An 18568-nucleotide genomic window follows, 5' to 3' on the forward strand; every position below is an offset into this window, starting at 1 on the left:
GCGAGGTAGTAGTTCGTCACGCCTCCACCTCCGTCGTGGCCGCGGCTGCGGCAGGTGCGGCGGAGATCCGCACCAGTTCGCCAGGACGGGCTCCGGTGTCGCTGATGACGCCGCCGCCCGTCGAGTTCAGCGGCAGCCAGACCACCCGGTCCGGCATATCGGTGACCTGGAGCGGGAGCCGGACCGACCCGCGGGAGCCGGTGACCGCGAGTACATCGCCGTCCTTGACGCCGGTCTCGGCCGCGGTTGCCGCCGAGAGCCTGGCGACCGCCGCATGCCTGGTGCCGGCCAGGGCTTCGTCGCCCTGCTGGAGCAGACCCTGGTCGAGCAGCAGCCGGTGTCCCGCGAGAACAGCCTCGCCCTCGGCCGGGCGGGGCAGCGCGGGCGACGGTTCGCCCGGGCCTCCCCTGCCGGCCCGGAGCGGCGAACTGGGCGACGGGTTGTCCGCGTGCTGTCCGGTCCAGGCGCCGAGCCGGTCCATCTCCCTGCGTACGGACGTGATGTCCGGCAGCCCGAACCGCCCCGGTCCGCCGACGCCGCCAGCGTCGGCGAGGGCTTCGGCGAGCATGTGCAGCACCCGGGAGTCGGCGGGCGCGAGGGTTCGGGTCATCTGTTCCGGCTTCAGCGCCGCCTCGAACGGCCTGGCCCGGCCCTCCCAGTTGAGGAAGGTGCCCGTCTTCTCGGTGACCGCGGCCACCGGGAAGACCACATCGGCCCGCTCGGTGACCTCGCTGGGCCGCAGCTCGAGCGAGACCAGGAAGCCGACCTTGTCGAGCGCCTCACGCGCCCTGGCCGGGTCGGGCAGGTCCGCGGTCTCCACTCCGGCGACGAGCAGGGCGCCCAGTTCGCCGGTGGCCGCGGCCTCGACGATCTGGCCGGTGTCGCGTCCGAAGCGGTGCGGGAGTTCCCGTACGCCCCAGAGTGCGGCCACCTCTTCGCGGGCGCGCGGATCTGTCGCGGGGCGGCCGCCGGGCAGCAGCACGGGGATCGCACCGGCCTCGATGGCCCCGCGCTCGCCTGCCCGCCGGGGGATCCAGACCAGCTCGGCGCCGGTGGCCGCAGCGGTCCTCACGACTGCGGTCAGGGAACCGGGAACGGACGCCAGGCGCTCTCCGACGATGATCACCGCGCCTTCGGTGCGGAGCGCTTCGGCGGCCTGCTGTCCTTCGGCGTCGAGCCCCACCCCGCCCGCGATGGCGTCGAGCCACTCGGTCTCGGTACCCGGCGCTGCGGGGAGCAGTACACCGCCCGCCTTCTCCAGACCACGCGTCGCGTGCGAGGCGAGCGAGAAGGTGCGCTGGCCGTGCTTGCGGTGCGCCTTGCGCAGCCGCAGGAAGACCCCGGGGGCCTCCTCCTCGGACTCGAATCCGACGAGGAGTACGGCCGGGGCCTTCTCCAGCGAGATGTTGGTGACGCCGCTGCCGTCGAGGTCCCTGCCGCGGCCCGCCACCCGGGCGGCCAGGAAGTCGGCCTCCTCGGCGGAGTGCACCCGGGCGCGGAAGTCGACGTCGTTGGTGTCGAGGGCGGTGCGCGCGAACTTGGCGTAGGCGTAGGCGTCCTCGACGGTGAGCCGGCCACCGGTCAGCACCCCGGCCCGGCCCCGCGCGGCCGCCAGTCCGCCGGCCGCCTTCCGCAGCGCCTCAGGCCAGCTCGCCGGCTCCAGGACGCCGTCATCGTTACGGACCAGTGGTGTGGTCAGCCGGTCGGGGCGCTGTGCGTAACGGAAGCCGAAGCGTCCCTTGTCGCACATCCACTCCTCGTTGACCTCGGGGTCGTTGGCGGCGAGCCGCCTCATGACCTTGCCGCGCCGGTGGTCGGTGCGGCTCGCGCAGCCGCCGGCGCAGTGCTCGCAGACAGAGGGCGACGACACCAGGTCGAAGGGGCGGGACCGGAAGCGGTAGGCAGCCGATGTCAGCGCGCCGACCGGGCAGATCTGGATGGTGTTGCCGGAGAAGTACGACTCGAAGGGGTCACCCTCACCGGTTCCGACCTGCTGGAGCGCGCCGCGCTCGAGCAGCTCGATCATCGGGTCGCCCGCGATCTGGTTGGAGAAGCGCGTACAGCGGGCGCAGAGCACACACCGCTCACGGTCGAGCAGCACCTGGGTGGAGATCGGTACCGGCTTCTCGAACGTCCGCTTCCTGCCGTCGAAGCGGGAGTCCGCTGCGCCGTGCGACATCGCCTGGTTCTGCAGCGGGCACTCGCCGCCCTTGTCGCAGACCGGGCAGTCCAGCGGGTGGTTGATCAGCAGCAGCTCCATCACCCCCACCTGCGCCTTCGTGGCGACCGGCGAGGTGAGCTGCGATTTGACGACCATGCCGTCGGTGCAGGTGATGGTGCAGGAGGCCATCGGCTTGCGCTGGCCCTCGACCTCGACGATGCACTGGCGGCAGGCGCCGGCCGGGTCGAGGAGAGGGTGGTCGCAGAAGCGCGGGATCTCGATGCCGAGCAGTTCGGCGGCGCGGATGACCAGGGTCCCCTTGGGGACCGAGATCGCGATGCCGTCGATGGTCAGCGACACCAGGTCCTCCGGCGGCACTGCCGCCTCGCCGCCCCCGGAGGGAGCGCTGTTGGTGGTCACTGTCATGCGTTCACCTCCGTGTTTCGGGTGGGCTCGTCGGCCCACACGGTCGACTTGGCGGGGTCGAAGGGGCAGCCCTTGCCGGTGATGTGCTCCTCGTACTCCGCGCGGAAGTACGCGAGCGAGGAGAAGATCGGCGAGGCCGCGCCGTCGCCGAGTGCGCAGAAGGACTTGCCGTTGATGTTGTCGGCGATGTCGTTGATCTTGTCCAGGTCGGCCATCTCGGCCTTGCCGGCCTCGATGTCCCGGAGCAGCTGGACCAGCCAGTAGGTGCCTTCACGGCAGGGGGTGCACTTGCCGCACGACTCATGGGCGTAGAACTCGGTCCAGCGGGTGACCGCCCGCACCACACAGGTGGTCTCGTCGAAGCACTGCAGGGCCTTGGTCCCCAGCATCGATCCGGCCGCGCCCACTCCCTCGTAGTCCAGTGGGACGTCGAGGTGTTCGTCGGTGAACATCGGGGTCGACGAACCGCCCGGGGTCCAGAACTTGAGCCGGTGGCCCTGCCTGATGCCGCCGCTCATGTCGAGGAGCTGGCGCAGCGTGATGCCGAGGGGCGCCTCGTACTGGCCCGGACTCGTGACGTGCCCGCTCAGTGAATAGAGCGTGAAGCCGGGGGACTTCTCGCTCCCCATGGATTTGAACCAGTCCTTGCCCCGGTGCAGGATCGCGGGAACCGACGCGATGGATTCCACGTTGTTGACCACAGTGGGACATGCGTAGAGCCCGGCGACGGCGGGAAAGGGAGGCCGGAGTCTTGGCTGGCCGCGGCGGCCCTCCAGGGAATCGAGCAGGGCGGTCTCCTCACCGCAGATATACGCGCCGGCTCCGGCGTGCACGGTGATGTCGAGGTCGAGTCCGCTGCCCAGCACGTCCCTGCCGAGGTAGCCCGCCTCGTAGGCCTCACGCACGGCCTCGTGCAGCCGCCTGAGCACGGGGACGACCTCGCCCCGCAGATAGATGAAGGCGTGCGAGGACCTGATCGCATAGCAGGCGATCACGATCCCCTCGATGAGGGAGTGCGGATTGGCGAAGAGAAGCGGGATGTCCTTGCAGGTCCCGGGCTCCGACTCGTCCGCGTTGACGACCAGGTAGTGCGGCTTTCCGTCGCCCTGCGGAATGAACTGCCATTTCATTCCGGTGGGGAACCCCGCACCGCCACGACCGCGCAGACCCGAGTCCTTCACATACGCGATGAGGTCGTCGGGCGCCATGGCGAGCGCCTTCTTCAGGCCCTCGTATCCGTCGTGCCGCTTGTACGTCTCCAGGGTCCAGGAATCCGGCTGGTCCCAGAAGGCCGAGAGGACCGGCGTGAGCAGCTTCTCGGGGGTGCTCACGTGGTTGCCTCCGCCCTCGCCGTTCCCACCGCCGCTGAACTCGGTTGCCAAGGTCATCACTCCCCCTCCTCAGCCACGGGTCCGGCCGGGTGTTCCGGGTCGGACGCCGAAGTCTTCTGCGGTGCGTCGTGCGAGCTGAGGTGCTCGGATCCGGGCTGGGGTGCGTCCTTGACGGACTCACCGCGCGGGGACACGACCCGCGGCTGCGACGTCTCGCCCTTGGCGAGCCGCAGTCCGACCAGCGAGGGCGCTCCCGCACCGCCGGTGGCTCCGACCGCTCCAGGGCGCTCGTCGGGGAAGCCCGCCAGGATGCGCGCGGTCTCCTGGTAGGTGCAGAGCGGCGCGCCGCGAGTGGGGGCGACCTGCTCTCCGGCCCTCAGGTCGTCGACCAGCTGCCTGGCGGAGTCGACGGTCTGGTTGTCGAAGAACTCCCAGTTGACCATCACCACCGGCGCGAAGTCGCAGGCCGCGTTGCACTCGATGTGCTCCAGGGTGACCTTGCCGTCCTCGGTGGTCTCCCCGTCGCCGACGTCGAGGTGCTCACGCAGCGCGGAGTAGATGGCGTCCCCGCCCATCACCGCACACAGCGTGTTGGTGCAGACACCGACCTGGTAGTCGCCGCTCGGCTTGCGCCGGTACATGGAGTAGAAGGTGGAGACCGCGGTGACCTCGGCGGTGGTCAGGCCCAGGACATCGGCGCAGAAGCGGACGCCGGTGCGGGTGACGTAACCCTCCTCGGCCTGCACCAGGTGCAGCAGCGGCAGCAGGGCCGACCTGCTGTCCGGGTAGCGGGCGATCACCTCCTTCGCATCCGCTTCGAGCCTGGCGCGTACGTCGGCCGGGTAGTCGGGAGCGGGGAGTTGGGGCATACCGAGGCTCGTCGGAGCGACGTCCGTCACCGGTCAACGCCTCCCATCACGGGGTCGATGGACGCGACAGCGACGATGACGTCGGCGACCTGGCCGCCTTCGCACATCGCCGCCATGGCCTGCAGATTGGTGAACGAGGGGTCGCGGTAGTGGACCCGGTAGGGGCGGGTGCCCCCGTCCGAGACCACATGGACGCCGAGCTCGCCCTTGGGCGACTCCACTGCGGCGTACACCTGACCGGCCGGGACCCGGAAGCCCTCGGTCACCAGCTTGAAGTGGTGGATCAGGGCCTCCATGGAGGTGCCCATGATCTTCTTGATGTGGTCGAGCGAATTGCCGAGCCCGTCCGGGCCCATCGCGAGCTGCGCGGGCCAGGCGATCTTCTTGTCGGCGACCATGACCGGGCCCGGCTCCAGCCGGTCCAGGCACTGCTCGACGATGCGCAGCGACTGCCGCATCTCCTCGATGCGGATCAGGAAACGGCCGTAGGAGTCGCAGGTGTCCGCGGTCGGGACCTCGAAGTCGTAGTTCTCGTAGCCGCAGTACGGGTCGGTCTTGCGCAGGTCGTGCGGCAGTCCCGCGGAGCGCAGGATCGGGCCTGTGGCACCGAGTGCCATGCAGCCGGCCAGGTCGAGATGGCCGACGCCCTGCATCCGTGCCTTGAAGATGGGGTTGCCGGTGGCGAGTTTGTCGTATTCCGGCAGGTTCTTGCGCATGGTCTTCACGAACTCGCGCACCTGGTCCACCGCGCCGGGGGGCAGGTCCTGGGCCAGTCCGCCGGGCCGGACGAACGCGTGGTTCATCCGCAGCCCGGTGATCAGCTCGAAGAGATCGAGAATGAGTTCACGATCACGGAAGCCATAGATCATGATCGTCGTCGCGCCCAGCTCCATGCCTCCGGTGGCGATGGCCACCAGGTGCGAGGAGAGCCGGTTGAGCTCCATCAGCATCACGCGGACGACCGACGCCCGGTCGGGGATCTGCTCCTCGATGCCGAGCAGCTTCTCGACACCCAGGCAGTACGCCGTCTCGTTGAAGAAGGGCGTCAGATAATCCATGCGCGTGACGAAGGTGGTGCCCTGCGTCCAGTTCCGGAACTCGAGGTTCTTCTCGATACCGGTGTGGAGGTAGCCGATGCCGCAGCGGGCCTCGGTGACGGTCTCGCCCTCGATCTCCAGGATCAGCCGGAGCACCCCGTGCGTGGACGGGTGCTGCGGGCCCATGTTGACGACGATGCGCTCGTCGTCGGCCTCGGCGGCGGACTGGACGACTTCGTCCCAGTCGCCGCCGGTGACTGTATATACAGTCCCCTCGGTCGTCTCGCGGGCCGAAGCGTGTGAGGCGGAAGCATGTGGAGTGGACATCAGTTGTACGACCTCCGCTGGTCCGGAGCCGGGATCTGGGCGCCCTTGTACTCGACGGCGATACCGCCCAGGGGGTAGTCCTTGCGCTGCGGGAAGCCCTGCCAGTCGTCCGGCATCATGATCCGGGTGAGGGCGGGGTGGCCGTCGAAGATCAGGCCGAAGAAGTCGTATGTCTCGCGCTCGTGCCAGTCGTTGGTCGGATAGACCTCGACCAGGGACGGGACATGAGGATCCGCGTCCGGCGCGCTGACCTCCAGACGGATCAGCCGGCCGTGCGTGATCGAGCGCAGATGGTAGACGGCGTGCAGCTCGCGGCCCTTGTCATTGGCGAAGTGGACCCCGCTCACGCCGGTGCACAGCTCGAAGCGCAGCGCGGGGTCGTCACGCAGGGTGCGCGCCACGGTCACCAGGTGCTCGCGGTCGATGTGGAAGGTGAGTTCGGCGCGGTCGACGACCGTCTTCTCGATGGCGTTGCCGGGGACGATGCCCTGTTCTTCCAGGGCTCCCTCCAGCTCGTCGGCCACCTCGTCGAACCAGCCGTGCGCGTCCGAGCCGCCCGGGCCCCCGTACGGCCGGTTCGTGCGGCCGGGCATCGCCACGGTCCTCACGAGACCGCCGTACCCGCTGGTGTCCCCGCCGTTGCGGGCGCCGAACATTCCGGTGCGTACGCCGATGACCTCGCCCGTGTCGTCGCGGGGGGCGGGGACCGCGCCGTTGTCTTCGTGCCGCTCGTGGTCGTCGCTCACCGCAGCAGCCCCTTCATCTCGATCGTCGGGAGCGCCTTGAGGGCCGCCTCCTCCGCCTCGCGGGCCGCTTCGACCTGGTTGACCCCGAGCTTGGAGCCCTGGATCTTCTGGTGGAGCTTGAGGATGGCGTCGATCAGCATCTCGGGACGTGGCGGACAACCGGGCAGATAGATATCGACCGGGACGATGTGGTCCACACCCTGCACAATCGCGTAATTGTTGAACATTCCACCCGACGATGCGCAAACTCCCATGGAGATCACCCACTTGGGGTTCGGCATCTGGTCATAGACCTGCCGCAGCACGGGTGCCATCTTCTGGCTCACCCGGCCGGCCACGATCATCAGATCCGCCTGCCGCGGCGATCCGCGGAAGACCTCCATGCCGAAGCGCGCCAGGTCGTACCGGCCCGCCCCTGTCGTCATCATCTCGATGGCGCAGCAGGCGAGGCCGAAGGTGGCCGGGAAGACGGAGGACTTCCGCACCCAGCCGGCGGCCTGTTCGACGGTGGTCAGCAGAAAGCCGCTCGGCAGCTTCTCTTCGAGTCCCATTGGTGTGCCCCTCAGCCCCTCAGTCCCATTCCAGACCGCCGCGCCGCCACACATACGCGTAGGCGACGAAGACGGTGAGCACGAAGAGCAGCATCTCCACGAGCCCGAAAAGCCCCAGGGAGTCGAAGGTGACCGCCCAGGGGTAGAGGAAGACGATCTCGATGTCGAAGACGATGAAGAGCATCGCCGTCAGGTAGTACTTGATGGGGAAGCGGCCGCCTCCGGCCGGCGTGGGTGTGGGTTCGATACCGCACTCGTACGCCTCGAGCTTCGCCCGGTTGTAGCGCTTGGGGCCGATTAGCGTGGCCATGACCACGGAGAAGATCGCAAACCCTGCCCCGAGGGCGCCGAGCACGAGGATGGGCGCGTAGGCATTCACGCTCCTCGCTCCTTCCAGTCGTCCTTGACCGTGTGGACCGCGCCGGGCCGGCTCGTCCGCCTCGCTCCCCCGTCGTCCGGACGAAGATCGCGAATATGTGAAGCAGGTCACAAGCCCGACTGCTGCGCATCCTATGCCCGACGGTCTGTGATCTGCGACACGGGGTACGACTGCGGCTTTGTGATCTCCACCACCTGACGAACGATCATGAAGTCGGATGAGCGGTGATCTTCATACGCGAAGCGCCCGGGCGGTCACGAGACGTGACATCTGGTGGTGTCGTCGCTGGTCGGAGCCGTGCGCCACTATCAAGTCAGGACCTGGGTACGCAAATTGGCGGTGGAACGGCGACGGGTGATAGGTGCCTGCCGCGCACCCGTCCGGGTGGAGCCGGGAGGCCGAAGTGGACAAGTGCGCTCATTCACGAGCGGGCGGCGATGTGACCGGTCATCACCGAGTGACCTGCCTCACTCGGACGCCCCGCCGGAAAAACAGGGCTTGGCCAACCTCGTGAACGGATGGTAGGCGTCGGGCAATTCGGGCGTATTCCTGAAAGACCGTGATCACAACCATGATCGCCTGTGCCCGTATTGCCCGTTTGGGCGTCAATAAGGGCCTCGAATAACCGGAATTGGGCCTTCCATTCGTAACTGTGGCGCAACACACGTTTGTTGAAGGGAACCGCGCATGCCTGATAGCGGTAGTTCTCATGTCCCACACCGCTCACATACCCAGCCACCGGAAGCCCCGCCGGAGCGCCACCAAGACAGCGCTCCGGGCCGGAGTTGCCGGTGGCGTTCTCAGCACCATCGCAGTGGCAGGCGCCGCAGTCCCGGCAAACGCCGCTGAGCCGGTGGCCGAGACGACCATCCAGATGCCCACGCTCAGCGCCGAGCAGGTTGCCTCCGCCACCGAGCAGGCCGCTGCCGACCTCCAGCAGCAGGCTCAGCAGGACGCCGCGGCCAAGGACGCGGCGAAGGCTGCCAAAAAGGCCAAGGCCGAGGCAGTCCACAAGGCAGAGGCCAAGAAGAAGGCCGAAGCCGCCGCCAAGGCGAAGGCCAAGGCCGCCGCTGCCGAGCGCGCTTCGCGTTCCGCCGCCCGCACCACGCTGAGCGCGGTGTCCTCCAGCAGCTCCAGCACGTCGCAGGCGACCGGTTCCGCCGCCTCGATCGTGAGCTTCGTGCAGTCGCACATCGGCGACGCCTACGTCATGGGCGGCACCGGATCGAGCTCGTGGGACTGCTCCGGCCTCGTCCAGGCCGCGTACAAGTCCATCGGCGTCGACCTGCCGCGCGTCTCCCAGGGCCAGTCGACCGCGGGCACCCAGGTGTCGCTGGACAACCTGCAGCCCGGCGACATCCTGTACTGGGGCAGCGCGGGCAGCGCGTACCACGTGGCGATCTACGTCGGCGGCGGCCAGTTCGTCGGCGCGCAGAACCCGAGCACCGGCGTGGTCGAGCACCCGCTGAGCTACGACCAGCCGACCGGCGCGGTCCGCGTTCTCTGATTTACGCCGAACAGCCCGATTCACCCTTATTACTGACATACGACGAAGGGCCGCCGTTCCCCCGCTCGGGGACGGCGGCCCTTCGTTGCGTCCGGCACAGGGCCCGCGGGGCCCCGGGGCTCTCAGAACGGCTGTCAGGCCTTCGGAGCGACCTTCGAGAGGCCGTTGATGACTCGGTCCATCGCGTCCCCGCCCGACGGGTCCGTGAGGTTCGCGAGCATCTTCAGGGCGAACTTCATCAGCATGGGGTGGGTGAGACCGCGCTGAGCGGCGATCTTCATGACCTTCGGGTTGCCGATCAGCTTCACGAAGGCGCGGCCCAGCGTGTAGTAGCCGCCGTAGGTGTCCTTGAGGATCTTGGGGTAGCTGTGCAGCGCCAGTTCACGCTGGGCGGGGGTCGCCCTGGCGCTCGCCTGGACGATCACGTCCGCGGCGATCTGGCCCGACTCCATGGCGTAGGCGATGCCTTCACCGTTGAACGGGTTGACCATCCCCGCCGCGTCACCGACGAGCAGCAGACCCTTGGTGTAGTGCGGCTGGCGGTTGAAGGCCATCGGCAGCGCCGCGCCCCGGATCGGCATCGTCATGTTGTCCGGGGTGTAGCCCCAGTCCTCGGGCATCGACGCGCACCATGCCTTCAGCACCTCGCGCCAGTCGAGTTCCTTGAAGGCGGACGACGAGTCGAGGATGCCGAGGCCGACATTGGATGTGCCGTCGCCCATACCGAAGATCCAGCCGTAGCCGGGGAGCAGCCGGTCCTGGGCGCCCCGCCGGTCCCAGAGTTCGAGCCAGGACTCCAGGTAGTCGTCGTCGTGACGGGGTGAGGTGAAGTACGTACGGACCGCGATGCCCATCGGGCGGTCCTCGCGCCGGTGCAGCCCCATCCCGATCGAGAGCCGGGTGGAGTTGCCGTCGGCCGCGACCACCAGCGGGGCGTGGAAGGTGACCGGGGCCTTCTCCTCACCCATCTTGGCGTGCACGCCGGTGATCCGGCCGGTGCGCTCGTCGGTGATCGGTGCGCCGACGTTGCAGCGCTCGTGCAGCCGTGCGCCGGCTTTCTGGGCCTGACGGGCCAGCTGCTCGTCGAAGTCGTCGCGCTTGCGAACGAGTCCGTAGTCCGGGTAGGAGGCGAGTTCCGGCCAGTCCAGCTGGAGGCGGACACCGCCCGCGATGATCCGCAGGCCCTTGTTCCGCAGCCAGCCCGCCTCTTCGGAGATGTCGATCCCCATCGACACCAGCTGTTTGGTGGCACGCGGGGTCAGCCCGTCGCCGCAGACCTTCTCACGCGGAAACGCGGTCTTCTCCAGCAGCAGGACATCAAGTCCGGCTTTCGCCAGGTAGTACGCGGTCGTGGAGCCGGCCGGGCCCGCACCGACGACGATCACATCTGCGGTGTTCCCGGAGAGGGGCTCGGTCACGGCGGGATCTCCCGAAGACTCGGTTTCACGTGCCGAACGGCACCTTGCAAGTACTGTCCGAACGGCGCTGGACAAGTGCAGTCTATGGGGGCGTCCTGATCGATCCGCTGAAGGGTGAGCCCCAAGTGAACAAGCCTCTGCCTGCCGTCCGGCTGCGCGTCCCCACCGAGGAGGACGCCTATGCCTGGCATCAGGTATTCGCCGACCCCGACGTCATGGAATTCCATGGCGGGGCCCCTGCCGAGCTGTCGGTCTACGAGGAGTTGACGGCGCGGCAGCGCAGACACGACGCCGAGCACGGCTTCTGTTTCTGGACGATGCTCGACGAGGACGAATCAGTCATCGGCTTCACCGGCGCACAGCCGTGGCCGCACGAGTCCTTCGGCCCCGTGGGCGAGATCGAGATCGGCTGGCGGCTCGGGCGGGCCCACTGGGGGCGCGGTTACGCCACCGCCGCCGCCCACGCCACGCTGGAACGGGTACGGGCGGCAGGCACCGAGCGGGTGGTCGCGATGGTCGATTCCCGCAACGCGCGGTCGATCGCGGTCACCAGGCGGCTCGGCATGGAGCACGCGGAGACCTACACGACCCCGGTGTCGAAGGTGACGGCGTACTGCTTCCGGCTCGACCTCCGGGCCCCCGGCGGCGTCGGCGCCCGGCCCTAGTCCGTAAGGAAGAAGTCCCGTCCGCCCCTCTGCTCCTCACCTCCGGCCTAGTCCATGCCGGGGACGGCCCAGGTCGAGAGCGCGGTGTCGAACCGTTCCCTGGCCTGCTGCCACTGCGTGTCGTGGTCGGTGGTGTAGATCGCGTACTCGGTGCCGCCGGCGTCGATATAACTCTGGTCGATCGAGTGGATGGTCCCGCCGGTGTCCCTGTCGGCGTAGGTGTACTCCCAGATGGCGCCTGGCCGGCCCCGGAAGATGTTCCTCGCCAGCCGGATCCTGCGGTAGTCCTCCTGGTTGGCCCTGGCCGTCCGCTCGATGCTCCGGAAGTTCTCGTACGACGTGTACGGCACGTTCGCGGTGACGCCGACGAGAAGCTTCGCCATGCCGGTGCGTCCGGCGTACTCGGTCTGGTGGTTCTTCTCGCCGGTCCGGCTCCAGAGGCCGGGGACGGCGAACGAGAATCCGGCCGGGTCGATGACCGCGCGGTAGCCCTCGGGGACGACCGGGACATCGGACACGGGCGGCGTGTCGGTCTGCGGGACCTCCGGGGTGACGTCGGAGGTTGCCGGGGCTGCGGCGGGCCGGGACGGTGCGGGTTCCGGGCTCGCGGCCGCCCGGCTGTCGTCCTGCCCCGCGGTGTTCTCCTGCTTCCCGTGGCTGCCCTGGAGCAGCAGCGCCCCTGCGGTGGCGCCACCGCCGACGAGCACCGCGGCGGCCAGCGTGGCCGACCAGACGAGCGCCCGGCGCCTCCCGGCGCCCGGCGCCGCGGAGTCCGGACCGGCCCTCCCGCTGCCCGCAACGGCCCGGTCGCCGCGGAAGGCCCGGCCGGGGAACCGGCCCGGGGGCGACGGCGCGGCCGGGCCCAGGGCGTGTCCGGGAGGCGGCGGGGGCGGATGCACCACGACCGTGGGCGGGTGGCCGGGCGGCGCGAGCTGACGCTCACATCCGCAGGACATGCAGAACCGGGCCTCGTCCGGGGACGCGGCTCCGCAGTCCGGGCAGTACGACGGCATGGGGACGCTCCGGGATGCCAGAAGGAGAAATCAGTGACCGTAAGCTCCGTATAAGGAAACGGACACATCTTCTTCTGCCGCGGTTCCCGTGAATCACCGTACGGATGCGGACAGTTGCCCTCGGTGCCGGAGCGGCACCGGGATCAGTCGGTCCGCTTGAATCCCCTGTGCAGTGCCACCACACCGCCGGTCAGATTGCGCCAGGCGACATCCGCCCAGCCGGCCTGCTGAAGACGGGCCGCGAGCGCCGGCTGGTCGGGCCAGGCGCGGATGGACTCGGCGAGGTAGACGTACGCGTCCGGGTTGGACGACACCGCGGTGGCCACCGGCGGCAACGCGCGCATCAGGTACTCGGTGTAGACGGTGCGGAACGGGGCCCAGGTCGGCTGCGAGAACTCGCAGATCACCACCCGGCCGCCGGGCTTGGTGACCCGGTACAGCTCACGCAGCGCGGCGTCCGTCTCCTGGACGTTGCGCAGCCCGAAGGAGATCGTCACGGCGTCGAAGACGTCGTCGCGGAAGGGCAGCTTCGTCGCGTCGCCCGCGGTCAGCGGCAGATGCGGATGACGCACCTTGCCGACCCTGAGCATGCCGATCGAGAAGTCGCAGGGCACGACGTACGCGCCGGTCGCGGCGAAGGGCAGTGAGGACGTCGCGGTCCCCGCGGCGAGGTCGAGGATCCTCTGCGCGGGCCGGGCGTCGACGGCCTTGGCGACCTCCTTGCGCCACAGCCGCGCCTGCCCGAGAGAGAGCACATCATTGGTGAGGTCGTAGTTCGCCGCCACGTCGTCGAACATCGAGGCGACTTCATGCGGCTGCTTGTCCAGGGATGCTCGGGTCACCCTCCCATTGTGTCGTGCGGGTCCCCGCCCGCGGCCACAGGGTGGCGGCCGGGCCGGAACGACGTCCGCGGCGGCCCGTCGCGGGCGCTCGGGTCCGCCGCGGCACGGTCGGGGACTGCTGATCGTCGAGGCGTACGCCGACGGCTGGGGCGTCGCGCCCGGACCCCGCCCCGAAAATGCCGTCCGGGCCGGGCCCCGGGCCTACTGCCGTGCCCCCCTGGGCACCTGATCGCGGGGTTCCGCCCGAGCCTCGAAGCTGTCGCCCGGGAGTGTTCGCGTATTTTGGCACCCCCTGGGTCCCACCGGCCCGGGTCTGCGTTCGGTGCTGCCCGGCCCCTGCCCGCGGGTTGTCAGCGCGCCCGGTACAGCAGCCGGCCGCCGATGCAGGTCACCAGGCAGGCGCTGTCATCCCCCAGTACCGCGAAGTCGGCGCGCCCGGAGACGGTCAGCGGCCGCGGTGCGGGAAGGACCGGCAGACCGGAACGCTCGACAGCGGTACGGACAGAGGGGCGGGCGAACGGGCCGGCGACCGCGGTCGTTCCCGCAGCCAGCAGCCGCTGCAGTCCGCGCCGGGCGCTCGCGCCCCAGCGCACGTCGGTCATCGCGAGCGCCGCCAGCGTCCCGCCCGTGAGAGGTTCGCAGCCGAGGTCCTCACGGGGGTCGGGCCAGTAGGCGGCTTCGAGCAGCGCGGGCGCGTCCGGTTCGTACCGGCCTGGTGTCAGCGTCCCGTCCCACTCCCGGAGCCGGGCCTGCCCGCCGTACACCGCGGCCAGTTCCTCGTAAGGGCCGAGGGCCGCGACGCGGTCGCCGTCGACGACGACCGCACACGTGCGCGCCCGGTGAAGGGTGATCAACGGAGCCTCAGTTGGCGTCGAGCAGCTTCAGTTCGGGGTGGGCGGTGCCGCCCTCGATCGCGGTGGAGGAGATGTGCGAGACGACACGGTCGTCGACCGGGTCGTTCGCCGGGTCGTCGTGGACGACGATGTGCTCATAGGTCGTGGTCCGCTGGGCGGGGACCCGGCCGGACTTGCGGATGAGGTCGATGATCTCCATCCGGTTCGACCGGTGCCTGGCACCCGCAGACGAGACCACGTTCTCCTCCAGCATGATCGAACCCAGGTCGTCGGCACCGTAGTGCAGCGACAGCTGGCCGACCTCCTTGCCGGTGGTCAGCCAGGAGCCCTGGATGTGCGCCACGTTGTCCAGGAAGAGACGGGCGATGGCGATCATCCGCAGGTACTCGAAGAGCGTGGCCTGGGTACGGCCCTTCAGATGGTTGTTCTCCGGCTGGTAGGTGTACGGGATGAACGCGCGGAAGCCGCCCGTCCTGTCCTGCACGTCACGGATCATCCGCAGGTGCTCGATCCGCTCGGCATTGGTCTCGCCGGTGCCCATCAGCATCGTGGACGTCGACTCCACGCCCAGCCGGTGAGCCGCCTCCATGATCTCCAGCCAGCGCTCACCCGACTCCTTGAGCGGGGCGATCGCCTTGCGCGGCCGCTCCGGCAGCAGCTCGGCGCCGGCACCGGCGAAGGAGTCGAGCCCGGCGGCGTGGATCCGCGTGATGGCCTCTTCCACCGAGACCTCGGAGATCCGCGCCATGTGCTCGACCTCGGATGCGCCCAGCGAATGGATGACCAGCTGCGGGAACGCCTTCTTGATCGCCGAGAAGTGCTCCTCGTAGTACTCCACCCCGAAGTCCGGGTGGTGTCCGCCCTGGAACATGATCTGCGTACCGCCGAGTTCCACGGTCTCCGCGCAGCGGCGCAGGATGTCGTCGAGGTCGCGGGTCCAGCCCTTCGCGGTGTCCTTGGGCGCGGCGTAGAAGGCACAGAACTTGCACGCCGTCACGCAGACGTTCGTGTAGTTGATGTTGCGCTCGATGATGTACGTGGCGATGTGCTCGGTGCCGGCGTAACGACGTCGGCGCACCGCGTCGGCCGCGGAGCCCAGCGCGTGCAGCGGCGCCGACCGGTACAGGACGAGCGCTTCCTCGGGGGTAATGCGCCCACCGGCGGCGGCACGGTCGAGGACGGCTGCGACATTTACAGACGTAAGGTCGGCGTTCTCGGTCACCGGGCGGGTCCTTCCCAAGGGGCTACTGACGACCGAGCCAGCCTACGCCAGGCCCGCGAGCAACTGGCCGCGCCCCCTTTGCCCCGTTGTCCGCCCATGGCGGGCGGGCGGAGGCGCCGGCCGTCGGGTGCGGCCCGGCGCCTGCCCCGGGTCATCACCCCGCCGCTGAGACCTCTGCACGCCACCCGGGCAGCAGCTCGTCCAGCAGGGCCTCGGTCCGCGGCGGCAGCCCACGGGCCCCGCTGCGCGCCGCCAGGTCAGCCGCCAGCTCACGCAGCCTCGACTCGTCAGCCGTCGCATGGGTCGCCCGCAGCAGTTCGTTCCACAGCCGCTCGTCCGCCGACGACCCCGCAACCGCCGCGTTCAGGGCGGCGATCGCCTTCTCCGGCTGCTCCTGCTCCAGATGGTGCGCGGACAGCGCGAGCGCCACATCGGCCACCAGCAAAGGCAGCTGGGTGTCGATGATCTCGTGGGCCAGCCAGGTGTAGCGGCCCTCCGTACGGTCGGCCAGCAACGGCCCGCGCACCAGCCCGAGCGCATCGGTCAGCAGCCGCTCCCGCACCGAGGCACGACGGGCGCCACGCCCCTCCGTCGCCTCGTGATGGAGCGAGCGCAGCACATCCAGGTCGGACACGACCGAAGGAGCAAGGGTGAGCCGCCCGGTCACATCCGTACGGAGCCGGGCCGAGCCGTCCTCGTCCGTGCCGAGCCACACCCGCAGCCGCTCGATCAGTGCGTCGCACACCTCCGGCGTGACACCCCGCGGCCACATCGCCGAGGCCAGAACCCGGGGATGCACCCCCTCACGGTGCAGCAGCAGCAGCGCCAGCGCCTCGTGCAGCAGCACACTGCGCTCGCTGTCCGGCGTCTCGAGGCCGATGATCTCGTAGGGGCCGACCAGCCTCGCGTACACCGCGGGGCGTCCCTGCTCGGTGATGTCGACCAGGAAGGGACGGGCCGGCTCAGGCCCGTCGCCCTGCGGATCCGCGTCGGCGAAGAGCCGTACCACGGCCTCGTGCTGCGCCTGCGGGAGCAGCTGCGCGGCGAGTTCCAGGCCGAGCAGCGGGGCCAGCAGCGCGCCTTCCTGAGTGATCTCCAAGTCCCAGGTGGCACCGGGGAGTTGCTCACCCTGATCGGTACCGATCAGGCAGCCGATGCCCAGCCTTCCCGAGTCGGAGGTCAGTTCGGCCAGCGCGGTGGCTTCGCCGGCGGTCGGCTGGTCGGCGACCAGCACCAGGTGGGGCGCCCAGCGGGTCTGCTGCGCCGGTCCCATCCGCCCGGTGAGCACCGAGTCATGGCCCGCCGCACCGAGCGCCGTACGACGCTGCCCGATCTCCGCACCGAGCGTCTCGATCAGTTCGTCCACCGATCCCAGATGACGCAGCCGGGTCGGCGCCAGCGGACTCAGCTCGGCGCCGAAGCCCACCACGGTCACCGTCATCCGGTCCGACCACCCATTGGTCGCCAGCTCGGCCGCGACCGAGGACAGCACGGCGGCACGCTGAACCGCCGGACCGCCGAGCGCGACCATGCCGGGCACCGCCTCCAGATTCAGCAACAGCCGCGCGTCATCACGGGTCCCGAGACTGACAAGACCCGGGTACGGCGCTGCCGCGGTCTCCTGGTCGATCCCCTCGTACGCCGACACCGCCGACCGCTCGAGCCTCCAGAACGTCTGGTCCTGGCCCTGCTCCCACGGCGCGGGCGGCTGCCCGGCAGGCTGCGCCAGCTGGAGGTGCAGGTCGCCATCGGTCAGCCACGCCGCGTAGACGACCGGCAGGGCACGGTTCTCGGTCGCGAGGGAGGCGGAGAGGCCACGGAGTCCCAGGTCCAGGAAGTGCACGGCCTCGGGGTCGGCCCCGACGAGCAGCGCGTCGTGGACATCGGCCTCGTCACCGGTGGGCACCGGCGGCTCCATGCCGCGCCGCCCGGCCACCGCGGTCATCGCCGACTGCCACAGCGCCATCCGGCGGCGCCGTCCAAGCGCGCCGAGCACACCGGCGGCGAGCAGCGGAGCGCCGATCAGCGCGGTGGACAGCGCGAACGCCATGTCCGAGCCCTGCGACGGCGCCTCGGCGACCGCGCCGGAGTCCCCGAGCGGCGCGTTCGGGAGCGGCGCGTTCGGGAGCCGCTGCTCGGGGACCGAGATCTGTGCGGTGGGGTTGTCCACCCGGTTGCCGCCCTGTTGCTGCGCCGGCTGCTGCTTGTGGTCCCCGGACTTGGCGTACTCGGAGATCTGCTGCTGGAGCGACTCGGAGATCTTCGGCGCCTGGTCGGGCATCTCCACGACGTCACCGCCGTGCGCGTCGGCCGGCATCTCCATGATCCAACCGGGCCGGATCAGGCTGGCCTCGGACAGCTTGGTACCGTCCGGCTGCGTCCGGTCCTTGTTGAGCTGGTAGATCTCCTTGTACCGGCGCCCGTCCCCGAGATGCCGCTGGGCAATCTCCCACAGCGAGTCGTGGTGCCGGCCCTCGGGCGGATTGATCCGGTAGAACTTCGTCGCCCCGTCGGCGCTGGGGCCGGTGTGCACACTCGCCTGTTCCGCCTGCGCCTCGGCCTGCTGGGCCATCGCCGCCTGCGCCTGCTGCACCGAGCCGATCCCGGGAGCCTGCTGGGCGGCGGCCACGGTCGGCTTGTGCGTCGACTCCAGCGACTGCCCCAACTGCGAGATCCCGGGTGCGAAGCTCGCGGCGGTGGCGCTCACGAGGAGCAGCGCTGCGATCAGCTGCCTGGCCAGCATCTGGCTCGGCCCCGCACCGGGAATGTGCGAGGGCATCCCGACCCCGGAGACCGCCGCCTTTATCTCGACCAGCACACACGCGGCGAACTGCGCCCAGGCCAGCCAGACCACGACCACCAGGATGTTGACGAAGGTGTCGACCGTGATCTGCTGCTGCACCATGTCGACGGACGGCATGCTGTGCGGCAGCGGCCAGCCCTGGGTCGACAGCGCCAGTGGCACGGCGAGCAGCAGCCCGGCGAGCGCGAGAAACGCGAAAAACGCCTTGCCGATGTCACCGGCGGTACGCCGGCGGGGCAGAGGTTGCGGCGTCCGATTGGTCGGGCCGCCCGTCGAGCCGGGATTGGTGCGCGCCATGGCGGGTGTCCTGTGTGGAGGGAGCGGGTGTCGGGCGATGTCGGGGGTGTGCTGAGCCTACTGAGATGGTACGGACGGTGTCGAAGCAGAGACAGGGTTCGACGGGCACGAGACGCCCTG

Annotated in this window: 14 protein-coding genes and 1 pseudogene; 2 read left to right on the plus strand and 13 right to left on the minus strand. The window is 69.7% G+C overall.

Features of this window, described 5'->3' with window-relative positions; translation table 11 throughout:
• Nucleotides 1-16: 16 nt before the first annotated feature.
• From OHS16_RS12675 to OHS16_RS12705, 7 genes and pseudogenes are all read right to left on the minus strand, one after another.
• Entirely contained in the window at nucleotides 17-2587 is a 2571-nt protein-coding gene (locus OHS16_RS12675; RefSeq protein WP_328537287.1) for an NADH-quinone oxidoreductase subunit G, read from the minus strand.
• Nucleotides 2584-3975 (minus strand): NADH-quinone oxidoreductase subunit NuoF, encoded by a 1392-nt coding sequence (gene nuoF, locus OHS16_RS12680; RefSeq protein ID WP_328537288.1) that lies wholly within the window; start codon nucleotides 3973-3975, stop codon nucleotides 2584-2586. Before nuoF ends, OHS16_RS12675 begins: the two co-directional genes overlap by 4 nt.
• Entirely contained in the window at nucleotides 3975-4787 is an 813-nt protein-coding gene (gene nuoE / locus OHS16_RS12685; RefSeq protein WP_328540821.1) for an NADH-quinone oxidoreductase subunit NuoE, read from the minus strand. The genes nuoF and nuoE overlap by 1 nt, the downstream gene beginning before the upstream one ends.
• 26 nt (nucleotides 4788-4813) lie before the next feature.
• Complete coding sequence (locus OHS16_RS12690) at nucleotides 4814-6151, minus strand: NADH-quinone oxidoreductase subunit D (protein ID WP_328537289.1); 1338 nt, start codon at nucleotides 6149-6151, stop codon at nucleotides 4814-4816.
• Nucleotides 6151-6966, minus strand: a pseudogene (locus OHS16_RS12695) (NADH-quinone oxidoreductase subunit C); the annotation flags it as partial. The gene OHS16_RS12690 and the pseudogene OHS16_RS12695, both read right to left, overlap by 1 nt.
• Nucleotides 6894-7448: a NuoB/complex I 20 kDa subunit family protein gene (locus tag OHS16_RS12700; protein WP_328537291.1), complete on the minus strand. Its 555-nt coding sequence runs from the start codon at nucleotides 7446-7448 to the stop codon at nucleotides 6894-6896. The pseudogene OHS16_RS12695 and the gene OHS16_RS12700, both read right to left, overlap by 73 nt.
• A 19-nt stretch (nucleotides 7449-7467) precedes the next feature.
• The gene (locus tag OHS16_RS12705) at nucleotides 7468-7827 is read right to left on the minus strand and encodes an NADH-quinone oxidoreductase subunit A (protein ID WP_250299117.1); all 360 of its coding nucleotides are present in this window, start codon (nucleotides 7825-7827) and stop codon (nucleotides 7468-7470) included.
• Nucleotides 7828-8536: 709 nt separating this feature from the next.
• On the opposite strand from OHS16_RS12705, the gene OHS16_RS12710 reads away from it, so the two are divergent.
• A complete protein-coding gene (locus OHS16_RS12710) occupies nucleotides 8537-9334 on the plus strand; it encodes a C40 family peptidase (protein ID WP_328537292.1) in 798 nt (265 codons plus the stop codon).
• A 134-nt stretch (nucleotides 9335-9468) separates the two neighbouring features.
• On the opposite strand, the gene OHS16_RS12715 is transcribed toward OHS16_RS12710, so the two are convergent.
• Nucleotides 9469-10827, minus strand: coding sequence for a geranylgeranyl reductase family protein (locus OHS16_RS12715; protein ID WP_328537293.1), 1359 nt, complete (start codon nucleotides 10825-10827; stop codon nucleotides 9469-9471).
• 50 nt (nucleotides 10828-10877) lie between these two features.
• Between OHS16_RS12715 and OHS16_RS12720 the strand changes: the two genes are divergently transcribed.
• On the plus strand, nucleotides 10878-11417 hold the full coding sequence (locus tag OHS16_RS12720; protein ID WP_328537294.1) for a GNAT family N-acetyltransferase: 540 nt from the start codon (nucleotides 10878-10880) through the stop codon (nucleotides 11415-11417).
• Between the two features lie 47 nt (nucleotides 11418-11464).
• On the opposite strand, the gene OHS16_RS12725 is transcribed toward OHS16_RS12720, so the two are convergent.
• From OHS16_RS12725 to OHS16_RS12745, 5 genes are all read right to left on the minus strand, one after another.
• The gene (locus tag OHS16_RS12725; RefSeq protein ID WP_328537295.1) at nucleotides 11465-12430 is read right to left on the minus strand and encodes a zinc ribbon domain-containing protein; all 966 of its coding nucleotides are present in this window, start codon (nucleotides 12428-12430) and stop codon (nucleotides 11465-11467) included.
• A 143-nt stretch (nucleotides 12431-12573) separates the two neighbouring features.
• The gene (locus tag OHS16_RS12730) at nucleotides 12574-13272 is read right to left on the minus strand and encodes a demethylmenaquinone methyltransferase (RefSeq protein WP_328537296.1); all 699 of its coding nucleotides are present in this window, start codon (nucleotides 13270-13272) and stop codon (nucleotides 12574-12576) included.
• 350 nt (nucleotides 13273-13622) lie between these two features.
• Nucleotides 13623-14126, minus strand: coding sequence for an imidazolonepropionase-like domain-containing protein (locus OHS16_RS12735; RefSeq protein ID WP_328537297.1), 504 nt, complete (start codon nucleotides 14124-14126; stop codon nucleotides 13623-13625).
• Between the two features lie 7 nt (nucleotides 14127-14133).
• Entirely contained in the window at nucleotides 14134-15348 is a 1215-nt protein-coding gene (gene mqnC, locus OHS16_RS12740; RefSeq protein WP_328537298.1) for a cyclic dehypoxanthinyl futalosine synthase, read from the minus strand.
• A 154-nt stretch (nucleotides 15349-15502) separates the two neighbouring features.
• Nucleotides 15503-18448: a LysM peptidoglycan-binding domain-containing protein gene (locus OHS16_RS12745; protein ID WP_328537299.1), complete on the minus strand. Its 2946-nt coding sequence runs from the start codon at nucleotides 18446-18448 to the stop codon at nucleotides 15503-15505.
• Nucleotides 18449-18568: the final 120 nt, after the last annotated feature.

The organism is Streptomyces sp. NBC_00344, assembly GCF_036088315.1.
Lineage (GTDB): Bacteria > Actinomycetota > Actinomycetes > Streptomycetales > Streptomycetaceae > Streptomyces.